This window comes from Burkholderia diffusa, from assembly GCF_001718315.1.
GTDB classification, from domain to species: domain Bacteria; phylum Pseudomonadota; class Gammaproteobacteria; order Burkholderiales; family Burkholderiaceae; genus Burkholderia; species Burkholderia diffusa_B.
The window spans coordinates 570213-595862 of the sequence record NZ_CP013363.1 but is presented as its reverse complement, the minus strand read 5'-3'; the positions used below and the strand labels follow the sequence as shown (position 1 = coordinate 595862).

Below are 25650 nucleotides of genomic sequence, written 5' to 3'. Positions count from 1 at the left end.
AGGGAGCCGTCATGCCACATACCCACTACACCACGCTCATCTCCGCAGCCAATCTCGCCGAGCGTCTGGCCTCGGCGCCGGGCAGCGTCGCCGTGTTCGACTGCCGCTTCGACCTCGTCGACCCGAGCGCAGGCGAAGCCGCCTATGCGGCCGGCCACATCCCCGGCGCGCAGTATCTCCATCTCGACCGCGACCTTTCGGGCCGCAAGACCGGCACCAACGGCCGCCATCCGCTGCCGACCCGCGACGCCTTCGCGACGCTGATCGCCAGCCGCGGCGTCAAGCAAGGCCAGCAGGTCGTTGCGTATGACGCACAGGGCGGCGCCTATGCGGCGCGGCTATGGTGGCTGCTGCGCTGGCTCGGGCACGATTCCGTCGCGGTGCTCGACGGCGGCCTGCAGGCATGGGAAGCGGCCGGCCAGCCGCTGACCGCCGGCGTGCCGCATCCGGCCGCCGGCGACTTCCGCGCGACGACCCCGCTCGAATCGACGGTCGACGCGGCAGCCGTGCTCGCGAACGTGACGTCGGCCAAACGCGTCGTGATCGATGCACGCGCACCGGATCGCTATCGCGGCGAAAACGAAACGATCGATCGTGTCGGCGGGCACATTCCCGGCGCACGCAACCGGTTCTTCAAGGACAACCTGGCCGCCGACGGCCGCTTCAAGACCGGCCATGAGCTGCGCGAGACGTTCACCACACTGCTGGCCGGCACCGAACCGAACAGCGTGATCCTGCAATGCGGGTCCGGCGTGACCGCATGTCACAACGCGCTCGCGCTCGAAATCGCGGGGTTGCATGGCGCGTCGCTGTATCCGGGCTCGTGGAGCGAATGGAGCGCCGATCCGTCGCGGCCGATCGCGACCGGCCCGAACCCGTAACCACCTGCGCGGTGCGACGACGAAGCGGTGGCACCGGCCGCCGCTTCGTCGTTTCACATCACGCCGTACTTGTGGAACCACTCGATCGCGCGCTTCCAGCCGTCCTCGGCATCGCCCTTCACGTAACTCGGCCGATAATCTGCGAAGAACGCGTGACCGGCATCCGGATACACGACGATCTCCGATTGGCGCGCGAGTTTCGAATCGCTCGTCTGGATCGCCTTGCGCATGTCCGCGAGCGACGCCTGCGTGATGTTCGTGTCCTTCTCGCCGTACAGCCCGAGCACCGGCACCTTCAGCAACGACGCATGATCGACCGGATTGAACGGCGTCATCTCGTCAGTCTTGCCCTCGACGAACCCGTACCACGCGACGGCCGCGCGCACGTGCGGATTGTGCTCCGCATACAGCCATGCCTGGCGGCCGCCCCAGCAGAATCCCGTCACACCGAGACGCGACAGGTCGCCGCCGTTCTTGCCGGCCCACGCGACAGTCGCGTCGAGATCCTCCGTAACCTGCCGGTCGGGTACCTTGCTGATGATGTTGTCGTACAGCTCCTTCATCGTCGGATACTTCGATGCATTGCCCTGGCGCGCGAACAGGTCGGGCGCGATCGCCAGATAGCCGAGCTTCGCGAAGCGACGGCAGACGTCGGCGATATGCGCATGCACGCCAAAGATCTCATGGATCACGATGACGACCGGCAGGTTCGTCTTGTCGACCGGCTGCGCGCGATACGCGGGGATGCTCGCGTCTCCCGAGCGGATTTCAATGGTGTCGACGTCCAGCCCGGTGCTGTCGGTCGTGATCGTCTGCGCCGACACGGGCAGCACGGCCGCCGCGAAAGTGCCGCCCAGCGCGGCCTGCATGAACTTGCGGCGCGAGAACGGAACGTGGGGAACCAGGCTGTCGACTTCGGGTTTCAACATGAATGCACTCCTCGATTGGGCGCCGCCGTCACGGCCGGGGATTCGACCCGGCATCACACAGGCGGACAGCGCGGATGTCGCGGCGGTTGGCACCCCGCCGCAAGCGGAAACCCGGACAAGATGCCCAATAATCCGTTGTCGAGTCAACTGTCAGATGTGTAAGACTCGATTACGACGGTGCAATGCAGCGGCATCCAGCGGTATCGATAGCCGCCGCGCCCCGGCCCGGCAAGGCCATGCGCGGCATACGTGCGGCGAGCGCCGTTGCGCGCTCGATGTCGAGGGATCGAAACGGAGCGATCCGCAATAAACAGGCCCGATGGGCGAATCCGCAGCCACCCGCACTCGAAGCGACAACGGGCAGAAAACGCGCACGATACGCGTTCCCAGCCCGTCGGAGCATGCGTGCTGTCAGTGCAGCTTGACGCGCGGCAGCGTCGTGCGGCGCAGCCAGTGCGCGACCGTATCGAGCATCATGCGCGGATAGCCGTGCAGCGCCGCGACGTGCAGCCGGTACAGCGACATGTACATGAAGCGGGCGAACAGCCCTTCGATCAGCATGTTGCCGCCGATCAGCCCGCCCATCAGGTTGCCGACCGCGCTGAAGTGACCGAGCGACACGAGCGAACCGAAATCGCGATACGTGAACTCGGGCAACTGACGTCCGTCGAGCCGGCAGCCAATCGCCTTCAGCAGGAAGCTCGCCTGCTGGTGCGCGGCCTGCGCGCGCGGCGGCACGTTGCGCTCATTGCCGGGCCATACGCATGCCGCGCAATCGCCGAGGGCGAAGATGTTGTCGTCGGTGAAGGTCTGCAACGTGCGGCGCACGTCGAGCTGACCGAGCTTGTTGACCTGCAGACCATCGAGATTCGACAGCACGGACGGCGCCTTGATGCCGGCAGCCCAGACCGTGAGATCCGCGCGCACCGTCTTGCCGCTCGCGGTGTGCACGAAACCCGGCGCGACTTCGGTCACGCGCTCGGCGAGCATCAATCGCACGCCGAGCTTTTCGAGCAACTCGGCCGTTGCGGTCGAGACGCGCTCCTGCAGCGCGGGCAGAATTCGCGGCCCCGATTCGATCAGCACGATGCCGACGTCGTGCTGCGGGTCGAGCTTGTGCAGCCCATAGACGGACAGCACCTGCGCGGTGTTGCGCAGCTCCGCGGACAGCTCGACGCCCGTCGCGCCGCCGCCGACGATCACCACCTGGATGCGCGGCTCGTCCGCCGCTCCGGGCGCGGGCTGCGCCGGCGCCTGATGCTCGGCGCGCATGCACGCGGCGATCAGGCGCTTGCGGAAGCGCTCTGCCTCGCCGACCGTATCGAGCGCGATCGCGTTTTCGGCGGCGCCCTGCACGCCGAAGAAATGCGTCGTGCTGCCGATCGCGATCACGAGCGTGTCATATTCCAGATCGCGCGCCGGCAGGAGTTCCGCGCCGTCGCTGTCGTTGACGGGCGACAGCGTGATGCGCTTCGCCGCGCGATCGAGCGAGGTCAGTTCGCCTTGCTGAAACTCGAAGCCATGCCAGCGCGCCTGCGCCGCGTATTCGAGTTCCTGCGTGAACGGGTCCATGCTGCCGGCCGCGACCTCGTGCAGCAATGGCTTCCAGATGTGGGTCGGATTGCGGTCGACGAGCGTGACGAGCGCACGCGCGGGACGATTGCCGCGCGCGCCGTAACGGTCGCCGAGCCGCGTCGCCAGTTCCAGGCCGCCCGCGCCCCCGCCTACGATGATGATCCGATGCATCCGATTCCCCCTTTGCGATTCGAAACTGCTGCCGCCGGACGATGTAGACGCGATGCGTTCGCGCCGCCCGTTGGATTAACCGGTTCGGACATCATCGATGTGCAGTTCGAAACACTTCGATGCGCCGATCCCGGAACGCGGGGCGCGCTGCCCCCGCGACAATGACCTGACTGACATGCATTGTCCGGGAGCTTGCGCGTTGACCACAAGCAAACCATCTCGATATTCGGCATCCCTGCAACAATATGCCGCGGGAAGCGGGAATCACGCGGGGTGCGTCAGTGTGCCTCTTCCCAGTTCGCGCCGGCACCCACTTCAGCGACCAGCGGCACCTTCAGCTTCGCCACGCCACACATCATTTCCGGCAGTTTCTCGCGCACGAGCGACAGTTCGTCGTCGGGCACCTCGAGCACCAGTTCGTCGTGCACCTGCATGATCATTCGTGATGCAAGCTGGTCGCGCGTGAGCCAGTCGTCCACCGCGATCATCGACAGCTTGATCAGATCGGCCGCCGTGCCCTGCATCGGTGCATTGATGGCCGCACGTTCCGCAGCCTGACGGCGCGGGCCATTGCCGCCGTTGATCTCCGGCAGCCACAGGCGGCGACCGAAAACGGTTTCGACGTAGCCCTTTTCCTTCGCCGCCGCGCGCGTGTCCTCCATGTACTGCGCGACGCCCGGGTAGCGCGCGAAGTAGCGGTCGATATACAGCTTCGCCGCATCGCGCGTGATGCCGAGGTTCGACGCGAGGCCGAACGCGCTCATCCCGTAGATCAGCCCGAAGTTGATCACCTTCGCGATCCGGCGCTGATCGGAATTGACCTCCAGCGGCGTCACGCCGAACACTTCGGCGGCGGTTGCGCGGTGGATGTCCTCGCCCTGCGAGAACGCACGCAGCAGCGACGCGTCGCCGGAAATGTGCGCCATGATCCGCAGTTCGATCTGCGAATAGTCGGCCGACACGATGCGGTGGCCCGGCGACGCGATGAACGCCTCGCGGATCCGCCGGCCTTCGGCCGTGCGCACCGGAATGTTCTGAAGATTGGGATCGTTCGACGCGAGGCGGCCCGTGACCGCGACGGCCTGCGCGTAGTTCGTGTGCACGCGGCCCGTTGCAGGATTCACCATGCGCGGCAGCTTGTCGGTGTAGGTCGACTTCAGCTTCGACAGCCCGCGATGCTCGAGCAGCAGTTTCGGCAGCGGGTAATCCTCGGCCAGCTTCTGCAGCACTTCCTCGTCGGTCGACGGCGCGCCGCTCGGCGTCTTCTTCACGACCGGCAACTGCAGCTTCTCGAAGAAGATCTGCCCGATCTGCTTCGGCGAGCCGAGATTGAATTCGCCGCCGGCCAGTTCGTACGCCTGTCCTTCGAGCTCGACGAGACGCGTCGCGATCTCGTTGCTCTGCGCCTGCAGAAGTGCGTCGTCGATCAGCACGCCAGTGCGCTCCATCTTGCGCAGCACGAGCGACACCGGCATCTCGATCTCGCGATACACACGCTCGAGGCCCGGTTCGCGCGCGACCTGCGGATACAGCGCATGATGAAGCTGCAGCGTGATGTCCGCATCTTCGGCCGCGTACGCGGCGGCCTGCTCGAGCGCCACTTCGTCGAAGCCGATTTGCTTCGCGCCCTTGCCCGCCACGTCTTCATACTTGATCGTCTTGACGCCCAGGTGACGCAGCGCGAGGCTGTCCATGTCGTGCGTGCGGTGCGACTCCAGCACGTACGACTCAAGCAGCGTGTCGTGCTCGATGCCGTTCAGCGCGATGTCGTAGTTCGCGAGCACCTGCGCGTCGTACTTCAGGTGCTGGCCCACCTTCTTGCGATCGGCCGATTCGAGCCACGGCTTCAGGCGCGCGAGCACGTCGTCGATCGGCAACTGCTCGGGCAGGTCGGGGCCGCGGTGCGCAACCGGAAGATACGCGGCCTTGCCCGGCTCGACCGAGAACGACAGGCCGACGAGCCGCGCGGTCATCGGATCGAGCGACGTGGTCTCGGTATCGAACGCAGTCAGTGCGGCCGCATCGATCTTCGCGAACCATGCATCGAACTGCTCCCAGGTCTGGATCGTGTCGTATTCGCGGACGATGTCCGCGGCCACCATCGGCGCCGGATCGCCTTCCGGCGCATCGGCGCCGCCGCCTTCGGCGGGCGCGCTGTCGACTTCGCGCAGCCACGTCTTGAAGCCGTAGCGCGCGAAGATGTCGCGCAACAGGTCGCGCGCTTCGCCGTCGCTCTTGAGCGACGCTTCGATCGATTCGAGATGCGGTGCGAGATCGCAAGCCGTGTCGACGGTCACGAGCTTGCGGCCGAGCGGCAGGAAGTCGAGCGCGCGGCGCAGGTTGTCGCCGACCACACCCTTGATCTCGCCCGCGTGTTCGATCACGCCGTCGAGGCTGTCGTATTGCGACAGCCACTTCACGGCCGTCTTCGGTCCGCACTTCTCGACGCCGGGCACGTTGTCGACGGTGTCGCCGATCAGTGCGAGGTAGTCGATGATCCGCTCGGGCGGCACGCCGAACTTCTCGATCACGCCGCTGCGATCAAGCGTCTCGTTGGTCATCGTGTTGACGAGCGTGACGTGATCGGTGACAAGCTGCGCGAGGTCCTTGTCGCCGGTCGACACGATCACGTTCATCCCGTGCCGCTCGGCTTCGCGCGCGAGCGTGCCGATCACGTCGTCGGCCTCGACGCCCTCGACCATCAGCAGCGGCCAGCCGAGTGCACGTACCGCGCCGTGAATCGGCTCGACCTGCAGCGCAAGATCGGGCGGCATCGACGGACGGTTTGCCTTATAGTCGGCATAAAGGTCGTCGCGGAACGTCTTGCCCTTTGCATCGAACACGCAAGCGCTATACTCTGCACTGACTTCCTTGCGCATACGGCGCAGCATGTTGATGATTCCGTAGAGCGCTCCGGTCGGCTCCCCGCCAGGGCCACGCAAATCAGGCATCGCATGGTAAGCCCGATACAGATAGCTCGAACCGTCAACCAATAGCAGGGTCTTACCTTCCAGATTTCGTTCTTCAGGCATTATGAACAAGAGAAAAGTGATTCCGAGTCTGCGTTCGCTCGCAGATCAAGAACGCGCGACGGCCAAGAAGGCGCGCGCATCGTGGCAGATGTTCACGATTATGGCAGAGTTTATCGAGGCGACCGAGTACCTGTCGGAGATCCGCCCGGCCGTCAGCATCTACGGTTCTGCCCGTCTGAAGCCCGACACGCCGCCGTACAAGCTGGCCGTGCAGATCGCGCGCAAGCTGTCCGACGCCGGCTTCGCGGTGATTTCCGGCGGCGGTCCCGGCATCATGGAGGCCGCGAACAAGGGTGCGCACGCCGGCAAGGCGCCGTCGGTCGGCCTGAACATCGAGTTGCCGCACGAGCAGGCGGGCAACCACTATCAGGACATCTCGCTGCGCTTCCGCCACTTCTTCACGCGCAAGGTCACGTTCGTGAAGAACTCCGACGCGGTGATCGTGATGCCGGGCGGCTTCGGCACGCTCGACGAACTGTCCGAAGTGCTCACGCTGATCCAGACGAAGAAGTCGCGCCTCGTGCCGATCATTCTCGTGGGTAGCACGTTCTGGCAGGGGCTGCTCCAATGGTTCCGCGACCAGTTGATTCCGATGGGCCTCATCAATCCGGAAGACATGGACCTGATGCAGGTGATCGACGATCCCGACCAGGTGCTCGACGCCGTGCTCGCATTCTACGAGGACAGCGGCGAAGAGGAAGGCGCGGACGGCGAAGACCATCCGCCGCGGCCCGAAGAAGACCGCATGTTCTATCTGTAATTCGATCGGTGTGATGACCGCGCCTCATGGCCGGCATCCCGTCTCCCGCGCGGCAGGCACGGCAATTCCGCCACCTGCCGCGCGTCATTTTGTAACGCCGTATTAATCCCGCCGCGCAGCCGCGCGCCGCCCGAATGTCAAATCCGGGCAGCCTGCATCGCGCAATGCAGGCGACGCTTCCCATGCTCGGCCCGCCATTGTCAAATCATGCAGCGCGCGACCGATCCGGCCGGCGTGCCCGACGTCAATCCGCCGTAACAAACCCGTCTCGCCTTTTCCGCGCCGCGCCTGCACACTGCATCTCGTCGGCGTGGCGTCCCCCCGGTGGAACGATCCCCCCTCGCGTCCATCGCGTCGCGCCGGCCCTTTTGACAAAGACATCACGGAAAACAACATGAAACGCTCGCTGATTGCCCTCGCCTTCGCCGGCCTCGGTCTTTCGCTGTCCGGCCTCGCCCAAGCCGTCAACGTCGACGTCAACATCGGCACGCCCGCACCGGTCGTCGTCGCGCCCGCGCCTGTCGTGGTCGCACCGGCGCCCGCGGTCGTGGTCGGCTGGCACGGCGATCGTTACTGGGACGGCCGCCGTTACTGGGAGCGCCGCGAGTGGGAAGATCATCAGCGCCATCGCGGTCACGGCGACTTCCATTGCCCGCCGGGACACGCGAAGAAGGGCGAGTGCTGAGCATCCGGGTGTGGGGTCGACGGCCCACGTACTGCAAGACAAAGAACAAGGCCGCACGAGAACGAAAGTTCGCGTGCGGCCTTTGTCGTTACGCCCGCGGCTCGCGCGGCGTTCACATCACTGAAACGCCACTTCCGCAAAACTCCGCAGTTTCCGACTATGCAGCTTGTCGAGCCCGTTCGTGCGCAGAATCTCCATCGCCTTCACGCCGATCTGCAGATGCTGGTCGACCTGCCCGCGATAGAACGTGTCGGCCATGCCCGGCAGCTTCAGCTCGCCATGCAGCGGCTTGTCCGATACGCACAGCAGCGTGCCGTACGGCACGCGGAAACGGAACCCGTTCGCGGCGATGGTCGCACTTTCCATGTCGAGCGCGATTGCGCGGCTCTGCGACAACCGCTGCACGGGCTCGCGGTGATCGCGCAGTTCCCAGTTGCGGTTGTCGACGCTCGCGACCGTGCCTGTGCGCATCACGCGTTTCAGTTCGGCGCCGTCGAGCTGCGTCACTTCGGCCACGCCGCGCTCGAGCGCGAGCTGCACTTCGGCGAGCGCCGGGATCGGCACCCACAGCGGCAGATCCGCATCCAGCACGTGATCCTCGCGCACGTAACCGTGCGCGAGCACATAGTCGCCGAGACGCTGCGTGTTGCGCAGCCCCGCGCAGTGACCGAGCATCACCCAAGCATGCGGACGCAGCACCGCGATGTGATCGGTGATGGTCTTCGCATTCGACGGACCGACACCGATGTTGACCATCGTGATCCCGCTGCCGTCCGCGCGCTTCAGGTGATACGCGGGCATCTGCGGCAGCCGCGGCGGCGCGGCGCCTTCGGCCGGCTCGCTGCCGAGGTTCGCGTTGTACGTGATGACGTCGCCCGGCTCGACGAACGAACTGTACTGGCTGCGGTACGCGCGCACATCGGGATCGGTGCTTTCCGTCATCAGCGTGCGGCCGAGCTTCACGAATTCGTCGATATAGAACTGGTAGTTCGTGTAGAGCACGTAATTCTGGAAGTGCGTGGGCGACGTCGCCGTGTAGTGACGCAGCCGGTGCAGCGAGAAGTCGACGCGCGCGGCGGTGAACAGCGCGAGCGGATGCGGCTCGCCGGGTGCCGGTTCGAACGTGCCGTTCACGATGCGGTCGTCGAGGTACGACAGGTCGGGGGTGTCGAAGATGTCGCGCATCGCGAGCAGTCGGTCGCGGTCGAGTTCGCCTTCGAGATGGATACCTTCGGGAAACGCGAAATGCACCGGAATCGGCTGTGACGACACGCCGATCTCGATCTTCACATGGTGGTTCTTCGACAGCAGGCGCAGTTGCTCGCGATAGTAGTTCGCGAACAGGTCGGGGCGCGTGACGGTCGTCTCGAACACGCCGGGGCCCGCGACGAACCCGTACGAACGGCGTGAATCGACGTGCGTGTTGACATCGGTGCGAATCCGCACGAACGGATAGCACGCGCGTACGTGCTCGGTGATCGGTTCATGGCGGCGATAACGCGCGAAGGCGTCGCGCAGGAAGCCCGTATTGGTGTCATAGATGGCCGACAGCCGCGCGACGGCGGCAACGGAATCGTCGAATGCTTCGACGGGCGGGCTCTCGGGCGTCAGCATCCGATGCCGGCGGCTCAAATCGTTCTTCATTTTCATCACCTCGTCTGATCGAACGACATTACCACGGAACCCGGTCATGCTCATGGCCGCCCGCTTGCACGCCGCTTGCACGCGAGGGCCGGGCCGCGCGCAGTATTTGCTAAAATCCGAAGGTTCACTGGAGACTCATCATGAAGCCGCTCATTCTCGTCGCCGCTGCCGCCGTGCTTGCTGGCACGTTTGCCGCTGCCGGCGCCGCCTACGCCGCCGGCGGTACGCCCGACGCCGACGCGCAGGCCCGCGCCGAGGCCAACGAAGCCGCCGGCCTGCCAGATCTCCGCAAGATCAACCGCCCGGGCGCCGAAGTCACGTCGAAAGTCGACTTCGCCGACATTCGCCGCACGCCGAGCTTCCATGAAAAGAGCAAGAACGGCACCGAGGTCACCGAGTACCGCGATCGCGGCAAGCCGGTCGAGATCGACGTGAAGTCGAACTTCGGCACCCGCTACCAGATGAGCTCGACGCTCGACACGTCGCCGAAGCCGCATGACGCGGGCGTTCCGATCACGCGCCTGCCGTCGGTGAACCTGCGCTACTGATTTCCTGCCGCGCCGCGCCGATTCCGACGCGGCGCGCCGGCTTTCCCTTCACCTCCTGTCGCGCCGCCCGCCGCGCGCGCGGACAACTGACCAGACGCATCTCGCATGGCCGTTTTCACCGCTGTTTCCGACTCCGATCTCGCGCAATGGATGCGCCACTACGAACTGGGCGACGTGCTGGCGTTCCGCGGCATTCCGTCCGGCATCGAAAACAGCAACTTCTTCCTGACGACGACGCGCGGCGAATACGTGCTGACGATCTTTGAAAAGCTGACGGCGCAACAGCTGCCGTTCTACCTGGATCTGATGCGCCATCTGGCAAGCCACGGCGTGCCGGTACCGGATCCGGTGCCGCGCGACGACGGCGCGCTGTTCGGCGAACTCCACGGCAAGCCGGCGGCGATCGTCACGAAGCTCGACGGCGCCGCCGAACTCGCACCGGGGGTCGAACACTGCATCGAAGTGGGGCAGATGCTCGCGCGCCTGCACCTCGCGGGGCGCGATTATGCGCGCCACCAGCCCAACCTGCGCAGCCTGCCGTGGTGGCAGGAAAACGTGCTGGCGATCGTCCCGTTCATTTCCAACGCGCAGCGCACGCTGCTCGAGAGCGAACTCGCGCACCAGGCCGCGTTCTTCTCGTCGGACGACTACGCGGCGCTGCCGAGCGGCCCGTGCCACTGCGACCTGTTCCGCGACAACGTGTTGTTCGCACACGCGGCGCCCGGCACCGGTCATGACGTCCGGCTCGGCGGCTTCTTCGATTTCTATTTCGCGGGCTGCGACAAATGGCTGTTCGACGTCGCGGTGACCGTCAACGACTGGTGCGTCGATCTCGCGACGGGCGTGCTCGACGTCGCGCGCGCGGACGCGCTGCTGCGCGCGTACCAGACGGTCCGGCCGTTCACCGTCGAGGAGCGCCGCCGCTGGAGCGACATGCTGCGCGCGGGCGCTTACCGCTTCTGGGTGTCGCGCCTGTACGACTTCTACCTGCCGCGCGCGGCCGAGATGCTCAAACCGCACGACCCCGGTCATTTCGAACGCATCCTGCGTGAGCGTATCGCCCACACGCCCGCGCTTCCCGAGACCCATACCGCATGCAACTGATCGAAGTGCCCGCGAAAGCGGGCTATGTCTGGTTCCGACAAGGCATCTGGCTGTTCCGCCGGAACCCGCTCGCGTTCATCACGCTGTTTTTCACTTACCTGCTGGCGATCACGCTGGTATCGATGGTGCCGGTGATCGGCGCGGCGCTGCCGCTGCTGTTCATCCCCGGCATCGCCGTCGGCTTCATGGCCGCGTGCCGCGACACGGTGGCCGGCAAGCCGGTGATGCCGACGATCCTCATCGACGGCTTCCGCTCGTACGGCTCCGTGACGACGCAGCGGCTGCTCGTGCTCGGCGTGGTCTATGTCGCGTTGATGGTGCTGGTGTTCGCCGCGTCGTCCATCGTGGACGGCGGTGGGCTGCTCACGATGATGCTGGGTGCGACGAACGAAACGAGTCCGACGCCGGAAGCGCTTGCCGCGCAAGGCACGCTCGGCGCGCTGCTGCTGGCGACGCTGCTCTACGCGCCGGTCGCGATGCTGTTCTGGTTTGCGCCGGTGCTCACCGCGTGGCACGACATCCCGCCCGCCAAGGCGCTGTTCTTCAGCATCGTCAGCTGCTGGCGCAATCGCGGCGCATTCGTCGTGTACGGCCTGCTGTGGTTCGGTGTCGCGCTCGGCACGTCGTTCGGGCTGTCGCTGCTGCTGCAGGCGCTCGGCGCCGGCGCTTATGTGCTGACGATCATGATGCCGGTGACGATCATCATCGTCACGATGATGTACTGCTCGTTCTACGCGACCTATCGCGGCTGCTTCGGCGTGCAGGAACCCGGGGCAGCGACGCCGGCATCGGGCCGCTGAGCGGGCCATTGCCACAGACTCGGGCCGGCGCAGACCGCCGGCCCGCCCAGCTTGCCTCCCCCGGCCAATCTGGCGGCCGGATCTTTGCCGCCCCCTGTTCAATCGAATCCGTTGCGCGCAAAATAATTTGCATGCAAATCGTTAGCGCGTCCGCCGCGCCACCCGAATCATGGACCGCCTGCCCCCGCTTCCCCAAACGCTCGACGAGCAACTGTGCTTCGCGCTCTATTCGACATCGCATGCGATGACGAAGACGTACAAGCCGCTGCTGGACAAGCTCTCGCTGACCTATCCCCAATATCTGGCAATGCTCGTGCTGTGGGAGCGCGACGACATCGCGGTGAAGGACATCGCCGCCCGCCTCGACCTCGACCCGGCCACCGTCACACCGCTGCTGAAGCGGCTCGAGGCGCTTGGCTACGTCGAACGCGTGCGCAGTGCAACCGACGAGCGCGTCGTGAACGTGCGTGTGACTGCGGAGGGCCGTGCGCTGAAGCTCAAGGCACGCTCGGTGCCCGCCGATCTCTTTTGCGCGATGCAGCAAACGCCCGAATTTCTCGTCAGGCTGCGCGCGGATCTCCAGCAATTGCGCAACGCGCTGTCGGCCGCCAACGAAGGCTGACCGCCCGCCGATCGCGAACGAGCCCGGTAACGCCGGACTTTTTCTTCAAAATTCATTTGCACACAAATCATTTGTGTTCTATATTTCGTTCGTGGCCGGCGACACCCGTCCGACCGGACCGCTTCCTACCATTCTTCCGACAGGAGCTGCACCATGAACATTCTGTACAAGACCAGCGCCACGAGCACGGGCGGCCGCGACGGCCGTGCGGTATCCGCCGACAACAAGCTGGAAGTGAAGCTGGCCGCGCCGCGCGAGCTCGGCGGCACGGGCGCGGAAGGCACGAACCCGGAGCAGCTGTTTGCCGCAGGTTACTCGGCCTGTTTCCTGAGCGCGATGAAGTTCGTCGCCGGCCAGAACAAGCAGACTCTGCCGGCCGACACGCAAGTCACCGCTGAAGTGGGCATCGGCCCGAACGACGCTGGCGGCTTCGGGCTCGACATCGAACTGCGCGTGTCGCTGCCGGGGCTCGCCAAGGAAGATGCGCAAGCGCTGGTCGACAAGGCTCACCACGTATGCCCGTACTCGAACGCGACCCGCAACAACGTGCCGGTGCGCCTGACGGTCGTCTGACGCGACACACGCACGACGCGCGACGCCGAATGCAAAAAGGGCGTGTGCGGCTGCTTGCCGCACACGCCCTCTTGCGTGATTCGCCGGACCGACTGGCGAGCCGGCCCGCGCTGCGCCGCTTAACGCGAGCCGAACGAGAACGGACGGTTCATCGCCGCTTCGCGATCGATCTTGCGCATGCGGAATTCGAGATCGTAGATGTCGGTTGCTTCGGACAGGTACGCGTCGGCGCGCTCTTTCGCGGCCTTTTCAGCGTTCTTGGTCAGCATCAGGAAGAGGTGGCTCAGCAGGTACATGTTCGATCTCGCAATCCAAAGGTTCTTTGACTAGGGTTTTCCCGAATTATAGGGAAAACCCTAGTCTTTGGCCAGCATCGATCAGACGGTGCGTCGTTCGGTCGCCACAGTGCGGCGATTCTCTTCGAAAAAAGACCAGATCATCGCGCTCGCATCGGGGCCGACCGCCGCATGAAACGGCACCGCTTCGTCGCCGCCCGCCCATGCGTGATCGAGCCCTTTCACATGACAGAGCCGCACAATCGATTCGCCGTCGCGGCGCACATCGGTGACCTGCGCACCTGCCACACGCGTTTCCACACGCTCGCCGCCGCGCAGTGCGCCACGGCTGTCCGCGAGCCCGTTCAGGCGCATGAACTGCACCGTCAGCTGGTCCGCGTTCTTCGGTGCGACGACATGGTCCCGGTCACCCTGCACGATCAGTACTGGCATGCCCGGATACGCCGCCGCATCGACCAGCGTATCGACCACCGCGGCCGGATTCTGCCGCAGGCCTCGTCGCATCACGTCCATCGCGCTGATCCCGGAATTCGCCTCGCCAAGCGCGGGGCCCGAGTGCAGCGCCACCGCCGCAAAGCGGTCCGGATGGTGCAGCGCGAGCAGTGCCGCCAGGCCCGCGCCGGCGGACAACCCGGCGACGTAGACGCGCGATGCATCGAAGCCGTGCTCGTCGACGAGCGCATCGACGAGCGACGCGACCGCATCCGCCTCGCCACGGCCCGCGCGGTCGGTGTCTTCATACCAGTGCCAGCAGCCGTGCGCGTGGGCGCGCGACGACTGTTCCGGATACAGCACTGCGAAGCCGTACTTGTCGGCCAACAGGTTCATCCGGGTGCCCTGCGCGAACTCGTCGGCCGATTGCTGGCAGCCATGCAGCATCACGACGAGCGGTATCGCACCGCGCCGGCGACCAGGCGGAACGTACAGCCCGTAGGCGAGCTGCTGGACCAGACGGCCAAGCGCGGGCGCCATCGGATGCTCGCCGCGCGTCCACTCGCCGGCCGCCCATGCAGCCGCGCGCGGCCGCACGCGCGACTCACGCGGCGGAGACAGATCGGTTGCGGCGGGCGACGCCGCGGCCTCGAGCGTATCGCGCGCGATACGCTGTGCATCGCGCGCCGCCCGTTTGGCGACCGGAGACAGCATACGTTTCATGCCGCCCAGCCATACCTTCGTCAGACTTTTGGTCATCGATCGGGCTCGCAGTCAGGAAAAATAGGGATACAACACTCGGCGCATCGTTCGACTTTGTGCAATGCACCATAACATTGTTTCTGGGATTTTTCCTGCACGCGGATAGTTCCCCGCGGCGCGAAAAAGGGGCCTCGAGCACACGCGGCGCTATACTGGGGCTTGGTCGCTTGTATCCGTTGTAGTCGTTCTTCCCGGCTCGCGCGTTGATTTAAGCATTCGTCCCGCCTCTGCCCGTTCCCCTTCCGATGTTCGACCTGCCCTCTCACCTGTGGATCACGATCACCGCGTTCGGTGGCGCCGGCCTGACCTTGCCGCTCGCGATCACGATCGCCGTGTGGCTCGCACTCGGCTATTCGTGGCAGCGCGCGGCCGCGTGGCTCGGTGTGCTCGCCGCCGCGATCGGGGTCGTCGCGCTCACGAAGATCGCATTCCTCGGCTGGGGCGTGGGCATCCGCGCATGGGACTTCACGGGATTCAGCGGCCACGCGATGCTGTCGACATCGGTCTACCCCGTCGCGATCTTCCTCGCGCTGATCCGCACGCGCACGCCGATGCGGATCGCCGGCATCGCGCTCGGGCTCGCGGCCGGCGTCGCGGTCGGCGTGTCGCGCGTCGCGCTCGACGCACATTCGCCGTCCGAGTCGATCACCGGCTGCATCGTCGGCGCGATCGCCGCGCTGGCATTCATCGCCGGCTCCTGGCACGCAGTGCCGCACCGCTGGTCGGTGCCGGCGGTCGTCGCAAGCCTCGCGCTCGTCACCGTCGCGCTGCACGGCATCACGGTGCCGTCGCACCGCTGGGTCACCCGGGTCGCGCTTGAACTGTCCGGGCACGAACGGCCGTTCGTCCGTGCCCGCTGGAAAGCCAATCCCAACTACCGGCCGGCATCACAGCCGTCGTCGCTGCACCGCACCGGGTCGTCGCAGCCGTTGCTGCACGCGTGACGGGACGCGCCCGCGTCATTCACGCCGTCTTTCAGGTCTGAAGATTTCATGCGCGCCGTCGCATGAACGGTATGTCGAGCGTTATAACCCGCCCTATATTACGATTACGATTTCCAACCATTCGAACGACAAGACCATGCGCTCAATCGTCCGCCCGCTTCGCCGCACCTTGCTCCGCCTGCTGCCGCTCGCCGCGCTTGCCACGGGCATCGCGTTCAGCACGCCGGCATCCGCTGCCGACGAACTGGTCGTATCGGCGGCCGCAAGCCTGACGAATGCGTTCAAGGCCGTCGGCGATGCTTATCAGAAGCAGCATCCGGACACCAAGGTGCTGTTCAACTTCGGCGCGTCGGACGTGCTGATGCAGCAGATAGCCAAGGGCGCGCCGGCCGACGTATTCGCATCGGCCGACCAGAAGGCGATGGATCGCGCGATCAGCGAAAAAGTCATCGTGCCGGGCACGCGCCGCGATTTCGCGGCGAACTCGCTCGTGCTGATCGTGCCGGCCGACAACCACGCGGCCGCGCCGACGTCGCTGAACGACCTGACGGCGCCCGGCGTGAAGCGCATCGCGTACGGTGACCCGGCGTCGGTGCCGGTCGGCCGCTACACGGAAGGCGCGCTGCGCGCGGCAGGCGTGTGGGACGCCGTCAGCGCGAAGGGCGTGCTGGCCGCCAACGTGCGCCAGAGCCTCGATTACGTCGCGCGCGGCGAAGTCGACGCGGGCTTCGTGTTCGGCACCGACGCGGCGATCATGCCGGGCCGCGTGAAGGTGGCTCTGACCGTGCCGACGCAGACGGCCATCACCTATCCGATCGCGGTGGTCAAGGACAGCCGCCATGCCGCACAGGCGCAGTCGTTCATCGATTTCGTCGCGTCGCCGCAAGGCCAGGCCGTGCTGGCGACGTTCGGCTTCAAGCCCGCGGGCAAGTGAGCGCGGCATGATACACGACGCGTGGGTACCGCTGCTGTTGTCGCTGAAGGTCGCCGGCTGGGCGACCGCGCTCGACATCGTGCTCGGCGTCGCCGCCGCCTTCATGCTCGCGCGTTGGCGCTCGCCGCTGCGCGACGTGGTCGATTCGCTGCTGACGCTGCCGCTGGTGCTGCCGCCGACGGTGCTCGGCTATTACCTGCTCGTGCTGCTCGGCCGACGCGGCGTGTTCGGCGCATGGCTCGACACGCTCGGCATCGAGCTCGTCTTCACGTGGCAAGGCGCGGTGATCGCATCGATGGTCGTCGCGTTCCCGCTGATCCTGAAATCGGCGCGCACGGCGTTCGAAAGCGTCGATCCGCATCTCGAGCGCGCGGCACGCACGCTCGGGCTCGGCGAAGCCGCGGTGTTCTTCCGCGTGACGCTGCCGCTCGCCACGCGCGGCATCCTGGCCGGCGCGCTGCTCGCGTTCGCGCGCGCGCTCGGAGAATTCGGCGCGACGCTGATGATCGCCGGCAACCTGCCCGGCCGCACGCAGACACTGTCGGTCGCGATCTATGCGGCGGTGCAGGCCGGCGACGACAGCACGGCCAATTTCCTCGTGCTGGTGACGTCGATCACCTGCGTGCTCGTGCTGCTCGCGACCGGCTGGCTCGTGCCGTCGCGCGCCGGGCGGAGCCAGCCGACATGACGCGCCTGCCGCATCCGTACGGCCGCACTTCGCGGGTCGAGGCAAAACACGTTCAGGTCGCGCGAGCGGCTTCCCGCACGCACCGACCGACACGACGGAGGCCCGCATGAGCGTTGCCGTCGACATCCGAAAGACCTACGTGAACGCGGAGCGCCGCTTCACGCTCGACGTGTCGTTCACGGCCAATACGCAGCGCGTCGTGCTGTTCGGGCCGTCCGGCGCGGGCAAGAGCATGACGCTACAGGCGATCGCCGGCCTGCTGTCGCCCGACCACGGCACGATCGCGCTGAACGGCGAACCGCTGTTCGACTCCGCGCGCGGCATCGACGTGCCGACGCGGGCGCGCCGCGTCGCGTACCTGTTCCAGGACTATGCGCTGTTTCCGCATCTGAACGTGCGCCAGAACATCGCGTTCGGGCTCACACCCGGCTTGCGCAATCCGCGTGCGAAGGCCGTGCCGCCCGAAGTCGCGTACTGGCTGCAGGCGTTCGAACTTGACACGCTCGCCGGGCAATTTCCGTCGCAGTTGTCGGGCGGGCAGAAGCAGCGCGTCGCGCTTGCCCGCGCGCTGGTCGCGCAACCGCGCATCCTGCTCCTCGACGAGCCGTTCGCGGCGCTCGACGGTGCAATGCGCCAGCGCATGCGCCACGAACTCGCCGAACTGCAGGCGCGGCTCGATATCCCGATGGTGCTCATCACGCATGACCCCGACGACGTCGCCGCGTTCGGCGACCAGGTCGTGCAATTGAGCGAAGGACGCGTGCAGGCTGCCACGCCGCACGCCGAGTGGCCGACGCGCGTCACCTGATCGCGCAGAGGCGGTGGCCAAAGCAGCCACGTTCGAGCCTGAGAGAAGCCGCACTGGCGGCACAAGCTGAAAACGGGATCGAAGCCGGCGCCTTCCGTACGTTGGGCGGCGCCGGTTTCGCCTCGTCCACCCACGGTCATCGCGGGAAACGACGCGCGCCGCCGCCGCGCGCGATCAGCCGGTCACCGCGAGAATCACGCTCGATGCCTTGAACAGCGCGATCGCACGCCGGCCGGCGTCGAGTTGCAACGCCCCGACGCTGTCGTTCGTCACCACGGCCGTGAGCGTCCCGCCGCCATCGAGCGCCAGTGTCACCTCGCTGTTCACCGCGCCCGCCGCGACGGTTTCGACGGTCCCGTGCAGCTGGTTGCGTGCGGACACCTTCAGAGACGCCTCGGCTCCGCCTTCATCGTCGACGGCCAGCACGACCCACGACGCCTTCACGAGCGCGCACGCATCCGCGCCCGGCTGCAGGCCGAGCGCATCGGCGCTTTCGTGCGTCAGCACCGCGACGATCGCCTGGCCGCCGGGCAGCACGAGCGTCACCTCGTCGTTCACCGTGCCGCGCACGATCGACTTGACCTTGCCGAACAACTGATTGCGCGCGCTCGTCTTCATCCCGATCCGGCCGATCAGGGCCCAGTCGACGTCGAAACCGGACACCGCAGCGCTCGCGGCGTCGATGAAGCGGCGATGCTCGCGCTCGATCGTGCGGAACGCGGCAATCAGCGACGTCGCGCGCGGCGTCAGCGTCGTGCCGCCACCGCCCTTGCCACCCGTCGAGCGCGTGACGAGCGGCTCGCCGGCCAGGTTGTTCATCGTATCGATCGCATCCCATGCGGCCTTGTAGCTGAGGCCGACGGCCTTCGCCGCGCGCGTGATCGACCCGGTGTCGCCGATCGCCGCGAGCAGCGCGATGCGGGTGGCGCCGCCGAGCGTCTGCTCGCCCGCACGCAGCCACAGTTCGCCGCCCAGTTCGAGCGGTCCGGCGGAAGAGGAAGGAGGCGACGCGTCGCTCATCGGTCTGTCTGAAGAAAACGGGTGGCCATTATAGTGAGCGCGCGCCGCTCAACGCGGCGGCTTGCCATCCAGCTTTGGCGGGCGCAGGCTCGCGAGCAGCGTCTCGGCGTCCCTCGCCGCGCGTTGCTCGAGCGCGGCACCGTAGCCGCGCACGAAACCGAGCTGGTAAGCGGGCGCCGCCAGTTGCTCGAGATGATGCAGCGCGACGATCGTGTCGTTCGCCTCGCCGAGCACGCTCTGCACGCGCGCGAGCGTCTTGACCGTTTCGTTGCGCGTGCGGCGCGAGGCCAGCGACGCGAAGAATTCGAGCGCGTAGCGCAGCCGCTTCGCGTCGATCCGCACCTGATGCCGCGCAGCCGTGTCGAGCGACGTGAGCGACGGCGATGCATACAGGTGACCGAACAGCCGCCGCACGCGCTTGGTTGCGTGACGCCGCAGCGGCGGTGCATCGTCGTCGCCATCGGTCGGCGGGAGCGCGAGCGCGCTCAGCCACTCGAGCCAGCCGAGCGTCAGGCGCGCATAGCGCGCCGAATGCAGCGCCTGACGCAGTTCGACGCGCGCGGCCGTCGCCTGTACGCGCGCGGTGTCGAGGGTGCCGTCCCAGTCCGCACTGCCGCCATCGGCCGCGATCAGCGCGGGCAGGCTCTCGGTCGAGAACACGTCCCAGTCGCGCACCGTGCCGAGCAGGGTCGCCAGCCAGCGCAAGTCGACGCCGAACGTGTTCTGCCATTGATCGTCCGCAAAACGCGGGAAAAAGCGCATCAGCGTACGCAGCCGCCGCAGCGCGACGCGCATCTGGTGCACGAATTCGGGATCGTCGCGGTCGAGCACGCCGGCCTCGTTGCCGAGCCATTGCGCGGCGATGTCGCCCGACAGCGCGAACAGCGCAGCCCGCTGCGTGCGGATGCCGGTCAGGTCGACGAGTTGCGCCTTGACCGGCCCGGCAACGGCAGGCTCGCCCGCGCACGCGCGATCGATCACGCTGGTCAGCTGCACGAACGCGGGCCATGCGCCGCTGAGTTCGCGTGCGGCGGCGAACAGTGCGCGCAGCGCGGCTGTGCGTGCGGCGATGGTTTCCCAGTCGGGCGCCGCGAGCCGCAGCTCGACGTGGCGGCGCGGCGGCTCGGCGCCGCCGTGCAGCGTGATGTCGTCGAGCGTCATCTCGACCACCACGCCGCTGTCGTCCGCCCAGCGCCCGCGGCGTCGCTCGCTGACGAGCCGCAGCGGCGCCGGCGCGGACGATGCGGCGACCGCCGCTTCATCAACGTCGAGCGCACCGGCGGTCACGCGGTCGCCCTCGCCCGTGGCCTGAGCCGTTTCCGCCTCGGCGACCGGTACAGACGCGGGCGTGGCCACGGCGATGTCCGCATGTTCGGCATCGAACAGTTCGCGCTCCACCACGCCGGGCGCGAATGCCCTCGTGCGCGACGCGACGACCCGCCGCCCGTGCGCGTTCGACTCGATCCATGTCCACCAGCACTCGCCGGGATTCGGCTCGGCTTCCTCGACCTGGCACGGCTCGATCGTCACACGCTCGTGGCCGCGCCGCATCCGCACCTGCGGACAGATCCGCCACGCACGAACGAGTTCGGCACCGAAGTCGCGATGCTCGCCACGGGCCCGGCTTCCCGTCTTGACCGGCCAACCTTCCAGCGACAGGCACAACACGATTTCCAGCACACGCGCCATGGAGACTCCTGCACATGAAGAATCGCCGGCACATCGACCGCGCCGGCGTCGCCCGTGAAGCAGCTTCCATAGTACACGCCGCAAAAACGCGCGGGAGACGATCTGGCCCTGTCGCGCCTGTCGCGCATCAAAACAACGTATCAGACGACGTATTGCGCGATGCCGTTGCCGAACGACCAGTCCTCCTTCAGCACTTCGACGAGACTGATGAATACGTCCTGCGGCCGCACGCCGGGCTGCCGTGCGAGGTTCTCGGCGATGGTCCGGTACAGCGCCTGCTTCTGCTCGAGCGTGCGCGTGTTGTTCGCCGTGATCTGGATCATCACGAGATCGTCGCTGCGTTCGATGTCGAGGTAGTGGCGGCCGAACACGAAGTTCTCGGCTGAATGCTCGGTCACGACCATGAAGATGTCGTCCTCGGGCACGTTGAACGTGTGCATCAGCGCGCGATGCACGCCGTCGACGAGCGCCGCACGGTAGGCGGCCGGTTTGCCTTCGCGCATGGCGATACGGGTGAGCGGCATGGTCCTGCTCCTTTCGGTCACGTTGAAGAATTGGAAACGCCACGTCAGGTTAGCCGCGCCTAACTATAATAAACAGTCGTCATTAAATATTTCATTCATTTACATTCGAAATGAAAGTCCTCGACCTCGATGCGGTACGCGCGTTCGTGCTGGTCGCCGATCTCGCAAGTTTCACGCGCGCCGCCGACGCACTCGGCACCACGCAATCGGCCGTCAGTCTCAAGCTGAAGCGGCTCGAAGCACACCTCGGCAAGCCGCTGCTCGCGCGCACGCCGCGCGTCGTCAAGCTGGCCGCCGACGGCGAGAATTTCCTGCCGGCCGCCCGCGCGTTGCTCGACGCGCACGACCAGGCGCTCGGCGCGATTTCGGCCGGCACGCACCGTCTGTCGCTCGGCGTTAGCGAGCACGTTGCGGTGCCCGACCTGCCGGCCGTGCTGACGAGCCTGCACCGGCAGGATTCCGGGCTGTCGCTGGAAATGCATCTGGGCATGTCGGCGAGCCTGCTCGCGCAATACGACGAAAGGCGGCTCGACGCGGCGATCGTGCGGCACGAACCAGGCGAGGATCCGCCGCGCGACGATGGCACGCTCCTGTTCACCGAACCGCTCGCCTGGCTCGCCGCGCCCGACTGGGCGCCGCGCGCCGGCGAACCGCTGCCGCTCGCGGTGCTGGCCGGCCCCTGCGGCGTGCGGGCCGCCGCGCTGCGCGCGCTCGAGCATGCCGGGCGGCCGTGGCGCGAGCGCTTTACGGGCGGCGGCGTCGCAGCGGTCACGGCCGCCGCCGCGGCCGGGCTCGCGGTCTGTCCGCTGGCCCGGCGCGTCGCGCCGCGCACGCTCGTCGACGTCGGCGCGAAATTCGGCTTGCCGCCGCTGCCCCACTCGCAGGTCGTGCTGTATTCGCGCGTGCGCGACGCCCGCGCGGCGGCCGCGCTTCGAAGGTTTTCCGACAGCCTTGCAATCTCGGCGTAAACTAGTCGGTTTCGCCGTTCGCAATCTTCCGAAGAATTCCGATGAAGCCCGAAGCCCGCAAGCATCTCCGTGCCAACCTGCTGATGCTCGGCGCCGCCGCGATCTGGGGCTCGGCGTTCGTCGCGCAACGACTAAGCCTCGACGTGATCGGGCCGTTCCTGTTTACGGGGCTGCGCTTTCTGCTCGGCGCACTGGTGCTGATCCCGCTGCTGGCGTTCAACGCGGGCTCGCGCGCGCAACTCGCGGCCATTCGTCGCGAGCCGGCGCTGCTCGCGCCCGGCCTCGCGCTCGGCGGGCTGCTCGCCGTGTCGATCTCGCTGCAGCAGTTCGGCCTGCAGTACACACGGGTCGCGAACGCGGGCTTCATCAGCTCGCTGTACGTCGTGATCGTGCCGCTGATGGGCGTGTTCGTCCGCCACCGGATCGGCGCCGGCACGTGGTTCGGCGCGCTGCTCGCGGCGATCGGGCTGTACTTCCTCAGCATCGACGAGCATTTCTCGGTGCTCTACGGCGACTGGTTCCAGCTCGTGGGCGCCGTGATCATCGCCGCGCACGTGATGGCCGTCGGCCATTTCGCGAAGCGGCACGATCCGCTCGTGCTCGCGTTCCTGCAGTTCGTCGCGTGCGGCGCGCTATGCCTCGCGGCCGGCCTCGTGATCGAGCCGGTCAGCATCGCGATGCTGCGCAGCGCGCTGCCGACACTGCTGTACGGCGGGCTACTGTCGGTCGGTGTCGGCTATACGCTGCAGGTCGTCGCGCAGCGCGATGCGGCGCCCGCGCACGCGGCCGTGATCTTCAGCATGGAAGGCGTGTTCGCGGCCATCGCGGGCTGGGCCGCGCTCGGCGAGACACTGACGCTGCGTGCGCTGATCGGCTGCGCGCTGATGCTGGCCGGCCTGCTCGCCTGCCAGTTGCTGCCGAACGGCGACGCCCGGAAAAAGGACGAAGACGCGCTGCCGGCGTGACGCGCGCGATCCCTATAATGGCGGTTCGCGTGTCTTTCATGCCAACCGCTTCCGACAGGCCAGCTCCGTGACGCCCCATCCCGTCGATCCCGCCGCCGATCTCCTGCGCGAACGCGCAGCGCACTATGCCGCCGAGGCCGCGCTGTTCCTGCGCGACCAGGCGCTGTCCACCGCATCGCACGACCTGCGCAGCCCGCTGAACGCGATGCACAGCTGGGCGTACGTGCTCGAGCGCCAGCTCGCCGGTGCCGACCCGAACCTGCAGCGCGCACTCGCGGGCATTCGCGCGGGGATCGACCAGCAGGTCGCGCTGATCGACGACGTGCTCGACGCGCCGCGCGCGGCAACGCGCACGCTCGCGATCGCCGCGCAGCCGTTCGCGCTGCGCCCGCTGCTCGACGACACGCTCGCACTGGTGCGCGTCGCGCTCGCCGACGCTCGGCAGGTGACCGTCGACGCGACGCTGCCCGACGGCGAGCCGTCGCTGAGCGCCGATCGCGAACGCATCGCGCAAGCGCTCTGGACGATGCTGACGACGGCCGTCGAAACCAGCGCCGCCGGCAGTCGCGTGACCTTCACGTGTACGCGCGACGGCGCGCTGTGCGTCGCGCACGTCGCCTGCGACGTGAACGCCGACGCCCTCGGCGATCCGGCGCTGCCGCATGCATTCGAACCGTTCGCCCGCCGCGAGATGCTGCGTGCGCGCGACGCGAAACGCGTCGCGTGGGCGCTCGCACTGTGCCAGCGTGTCGCGCTCGCGCACGGCGGCACCTTCGCGCACACTCCGTTCGCCGACGGCTCCGCCGCCACCCTCTCGTTCTCCATCCCCTGCGAGGCGCCGGTGTAAGCGATCGGCCGCCCGAATCATTACATTTACCTTTCCCTTTCCCTTTCCGGCCCTATACTGACGGGCCTGTCATGACTGGAGCAATTCTTTGTTACAGATCTTCGCGCTCATCGGCGCGTTGTTCCTGGTGGCCCTCAACGGTTTTTTCGTCGCAGCCGAATTCGGCCTCGTCAAACTGCGCGCGACGCGCGTCAAGACACTTGCCCGCAAGCACGGGCTGCGCGGGCGCATCCTCGCCGTCGTGCACGGCCGGCTCGACGCTTATCTGTCCGCGTGTCAGCTCGGCATCACGCTCGCGTCGCTCGGCCTGGGCTGGGTCGGCGAACCGGCTTTCGCTGAACTGATCGGCCCGCTGCTCGACCTGATCGGCGTGCAGTCCGAACGCATCGTGCACCTGATCTCGCTCGTGTTCGCGTTCTCGCTGATCTCGTTCCTGCACATCGTGGTCGGCGAGCTCGCACCGAAATCGATGGCGATCCGCCAGTCGGAAAAGGTCGGCCTGTGGGTCGCGCTGCCGCTCTACGTGTTCTACTGGGCGATGTATCCGGCGATCTGGGTGCTCAACACCAGCGCGAACGCGGTGCTGAGGCTCGCGGGGCTGTCGGCTGACCACGGCGGCGATGCGCACTATTCGACCGACGAGCTGAAGCTGATCCTGCGCAGCCGCCGCAGCGCGGGCAACACGGCTCAGCCGGCGCGCGGCACGTACACCAACGACGAGTGGAACACGCTCGCGCATTCGCTCGATTTCTCGTCGATGACGGTATCGGACCTGATGCGGCCGGCGCATGAAATGATCGGTCTGCGCCGCGACCTGCCGCTGCCCGACAACATGGAGATCGTCGCGCGGCACCGCTTCAGCCGCTATCCGCTGTTCGAGGATGCGTCGCGCGAACACGTAAGCGGGCTGATCCATCTGAAGGACCTGTTGCTCGCGCGCCATGCCGGTGCGGCGCTCGAGGACCTGTCCGACTACGTGCGCCCGGTGCAGTACGTGAAGCCCGACACGCCCGCGCTGGAGCTGTTCCGCCGCTTCCGCAAGGGTGCGCCGCACTTCGCGCTGGTCGGCAACAAGGGCGAGAAGCCGATCGGCTTCCTGACGCTCGACAACCTGCTCGGCGCGCTGGTCGGCCAGATTCACGACGAGTTCCGCCAGGGCGATGCGGACTGGAGCCGTCTCGACGACGGCACGCTGATGGGCAAGGGGAGCCTGCCCGTCGTGTCGCTCGAGCAGGCGCTCGGCATCGACATCGACGAAGGGCGCGCGGAATCGGTCGGCGGCCTCGTGATCCAGGCGCTCAGCGATTTGCCGACCGAAGGGCAGCGCGTGTCGTTCGATCGCTTCGACGTCGTCGTGAAGAAGATGAACGGGCCGCGGATCGTACTGGTGCGCGTCTATCCGAAAATCGCGAAGGAGGCCGACGAATGACGGCCTCCGCTTGTCGCGCG

Annotated in this window: 25 protein-coding genes; 16 read left to right on the top strand and 9 right to left on the bottom strand. The window is 66.9% G+C overall.

The features are described from left to right. Positions 1-11 precede the first annotated feature (11 nt). Positions 12-881: a sulfurtransferase gene (locus WI26_RS18140; RefSeq protein WP_069226726.1), complete on the top strand. Its 870-nt coding sequence runs from the start codon at positions 12-14 to the stop codon at positions 879-881. A 53-nt stretch (positions 882-934) separates the two neighbouring features. Here the strand turns inward: WI26_RS18140 and WI26_RS18135 are convergent, their stop codons facing one another. The 3 genes from WI26_RS18135 to polA form a co-directional block, all read right to left on the bottom strand. Continuing rightward, entirely contained in the window at positions 935-1810 is an 876-nt protein-coding gene (locus WI26_RS18135) for a dienelactone hydrolase family protein (protein WP_069226725.1), read from the bottom strand. A gap of 411 nt (positions 1811-2221) precedes the next feature. Next, positions 2222-3556 carry an NAD(P)/FAD-dependent oxidoreductase gene (locus WI26_RS18130; protein WP_069226724.1) on the bottom strand — a complete coding sequence of 445 codons (1335 nt, stop codon included), beginning with the start codon at positions 3554-3556 and terminating at the stop codon, positions 2222-2224. A 278-nt stretch (positions 3557-3834) separates the two neighbouring features. After that, positions 3835-6588, bottom strand: coding sequence for a DNA polymerase I (gene polA, locus WI26_RS18125; RefSeq protein WP_069226723.1), 2754 nt, complete (start codon positions 6586-6588; stop codon positions 3835-3837). Position 6589: 1 nt separating this feature from the next. Here polA and WI26_RS18120 point away from each other — a divergent pair, with 1 nt between their 5' ends. Next, positions 6590-7348, top strand: coding sequence for a TIGR00730 family Rossman fold protein (locus WI26_RS18120; protein WP_059466510.1), 759 nt, complete (start codon positions 6590-6592; stop codon positions 7346-7348). Between the two features lie 394 nt (positions 7349-7742). Continuing rightward, positions 7743-8033, top strand: a complete 291-nt coding sequence (locus tag WI26_RS18115; RefSeq protein WP_069226722.1) for a hypothetical protein — start codon at positions 7743-7745, stop codon at positions 8031-8033. A gap of 117 nt (positions 8034-8150) precedes the next feature. Here WI26_RS18115 and WI26_RS18110 read toward each other — a convergent pair whose 3' ends face one another. Then, positions 8151-9677, bottom strand: a complete 1527-nt coding sequence (locus WI26_RS18110) for an AMP nucleosidase (RefSeq protein WP_069227772.1) — start codon at positions 9675-9677, stop codon at positions 8151-8153. Between the two features lie 140 nt (positions 9678-9817). On the opposite strand from WI26_RS18110, the gene WI26_RS18105 reads away from it, so the two are divergent. From WI26_RS18105 to WI26_RS18085, 5 genes are all read left to right on the top strand, one after another. Further along, the gene (locus WI26_RS18105) at positions 9818-10225 is read left to right on the top strand and encodes a hypothetical protein (RefSeq protein ID WP_059466512.1); all 408 of its coding nucleotides are present in this window, start codon (positions 9818-9820) and stop codon (positions 10223-10225) included. Positions 10226-10330: 105 nt separating this feature from the next. Beyond that, positions 10331-11329 carry a homoserine kinase gene (locus tag WI26_RS18100; protein ID WP_069226721.1) on the top strand — a complete coding sequence of 333 codons (999 nt, stop codon included), beginning with the start codon at positions 10331-10333 and terminating at the stop codon, positions 11327-11329. Next, positions 11320-12129 carry a BPSS1780 family membrane protein gene (locus WI26_RS18095; RefSeq protein ID WP_059510084.1) on the top strand — a complete coding sequence of 270 codons (810 nt, stop codon included), beginning with the start codon at positions 11320-11322 and terminating at the stop codon, positions 12127-12129. The genes WI26_RS18100 and WI26_RS18095 overlap by 10 nt, the downstream gene beginning before the upstream one ends. Positions 12130-12298: 169 nt before the next feature. Then, positions 12299-12751 carry a MarR family winged helix-turn-helix transcriptional regulator gene (locus WI26_RS18090; protein ID WP_059466515.1) on the top strand — a complete coding sequence of 151 codons (453 nt, stop codon included), beginning with the start codon at positions 12299-12301 and terminating at the stop codon, positions 12749-12751. A 153-nt stretch (positions 12752-12904) separates the two neighbouring features. Continuing rightward, complete coding sequence (locus WI26_RS18085; protein WP_059466516.1) at positions 12905-13324, top strand: organic hydroperoxide resistance protein; 420 nt, start codon at positions 12905-12907, stop codon at positions 13322-13324. Positions 13325-13443: 119 nt separating this feature from the next. Here the strand turns inward: WI26_RS18085 and WI26_RS18080 are convergent, their stop codons facing one another. Together WI26_RS18080 and WI26_RS18075 are read right to left on the bottom strand one after the other, a co-directional pair. Further along, positions 13444-13620, bottom strand: coding sequence for a DUF3563 family protein (locus tag WI26_RS18080; protein WP_006753395.1), 177 nt, complete (start codon positions 13618-13620; stop codon positions 13444-13446). Between the two features lie 81 nt (positions 13621-13701). Further along, positions 13702-14811, bottom strand: a complete 1110-nt coding sequence (locus WI26_RS18075; RefSeq protein ID WP_059466517.1) for a PHB depolymerase family esterase — start codon at positions 14809-14811, stop codon at positions 13702-13704. Positions 14812-15059: 248 nt separating this feature from the next. On the opposite strand from WI26_RS18075, the gene WI26_RS18070 reads away from it, so the two are divergent. From WI26_RS18070 to WI26_RS18055, 4 genes are all read left to right on the top strand, one after another. Continuing rightward, positions 15060-15758, top strand: coding sequence for a phosphatase PAP2 family protein (locus tag WI26_RS18070; protein ID WP_059510083.1), 699 nt, complete (start codon positions 15060-15062; stop codon positions 15756-15758). A gap of 136 nt (positions 15759-15894) precedes the next feature. After that, on the top strand, positions 15895-16692 hold the full coding sequence (gene modA, locus WI26_RS18065) for a molybdate ABC transporter substrate-binding protein (RefSeq protein ID WP_069226720.1): 798 nt from the start codon (positions 15895-15897) through the stop codon (positions 16690-16692). Between the two features lie 10 nt (positions 16693-16702). Next, positions 16703-17380 (top strand): molybdate ABC transporter permease subunit, encoded by a 678-nt coding sequence (gene modB / locus WI26_RS18060; RefSeq protein ID WP_059595533.1) that lies wholly within the window; start codon positions 16703-16705, stop codon positions 17378-17380. Positions 17381-17486: 106 nt separating this feature from the next. Then, a complete protein-coding gene (locus WI26_RS18055; RefSeq protein WP_059466520.1) occupies positions 17487-18188 on the top strand; it encodes an ATP-binding cassette domain-containing protein in 702 nt (233 codons plus the stop codon). 174 nt (positions 18189-18362) lie between these two features. Here WI26_RS18055 and WI26_RS18050 read toward each other — a convergent pair whose 3' ends face one another. From WI26_RS18050 to WI26_RS18040, 3 genes are all read right to left on the bottom strand, one after another. After that, the gene (locus tag WI26_RS18050) at positions 18363-19208 is read right to left on the bottom strand and encodes a TOBE domain-containing protein (protein WP_069226719.1); all 846 of its coding nucleotides are present in this window, start codon (positions 19206-19208) and stop codon (positions 18363-18365) included. A 48-nt stretch (positions 19209-19256) separates the two neighbouring features. Continuing rightward, on the bottom strand, positions 19257-20897 hold the full coding sequence (locus WI26_RS18045) for a CHAD domain-containing protein (protein ID WP_069226718.1): 1641 nt from the start codon (positions 20895-20897) through the stop codon (positions 19257-19259). 140 nt (positions 20898-21037) lie between these two features. Continuing rightward, positions 21038-21421, bottom strand: coding sequence for a tautomerase family protein (locus WI26_RS18040; RefSeq protein WP_059466523.1), 384 nt, complete (start codon positions 21419-21421; stop codon positions 21038-21040). Between the two features lie 110 nt (positions 21422-21531). On the opposite strand from WI26_RS18040, the gene WI26_RS18035 reads away from it, so the two are divergent. The 4 genes from WI26_RS18035 to WI26_RS18020 all read left to right on the top strand — a co-directional run bounded on the left by WI26_RS18035 (position 21532) and on the right by WI26_RS18020 (position 25630). Beyond that, on the top strand, positions 21532-22389 hold the full coding sequence (locus WI26_RS18035; protein WP_069226717.1) for a LysR family transcriptional regulator: 858 nt from the start codon (positions 21532-21534) through the stop codon (positions 22387-22389). 41 nt (positions 22390-22430) lie between these two features. Continuing rightward, complete coding sequence (locus tag WI26_RS18030; protein ID WP_059466525.1) at positions 22431-23354, top strand: DMT family transporter; 924 nt, start codon at positions 22431-22433, stop codon at positions 23352-23354. A 67-nt stretch (positions 23355-23421) separates the two neighbouring features. Beyond that, positions 23422-24201, top strand: a complete 780-nt coding sequence (locus WI26_RS18025) for a sensor histidine kinase (protein ID WP_059539936.1) — start codon at positions 23422-23424, stop codon at positions 24199-24201. Between the two features lie 88 nt (positions 24202-24289). Continuing rightward, positions 24290-25630 carry a hemolysin family protein gene (locus tag WI26_RS18020; protein ID WP_069226716.1) on the top strand — a complete coding sequence of 447 codons (1341 nt, stop codon included), beginning with the start codon at positions 24290-24292 and terminating at the stop codon, positions 25628-25630. Positions 25631-25650: the final 20 nt, after the last annotated feature.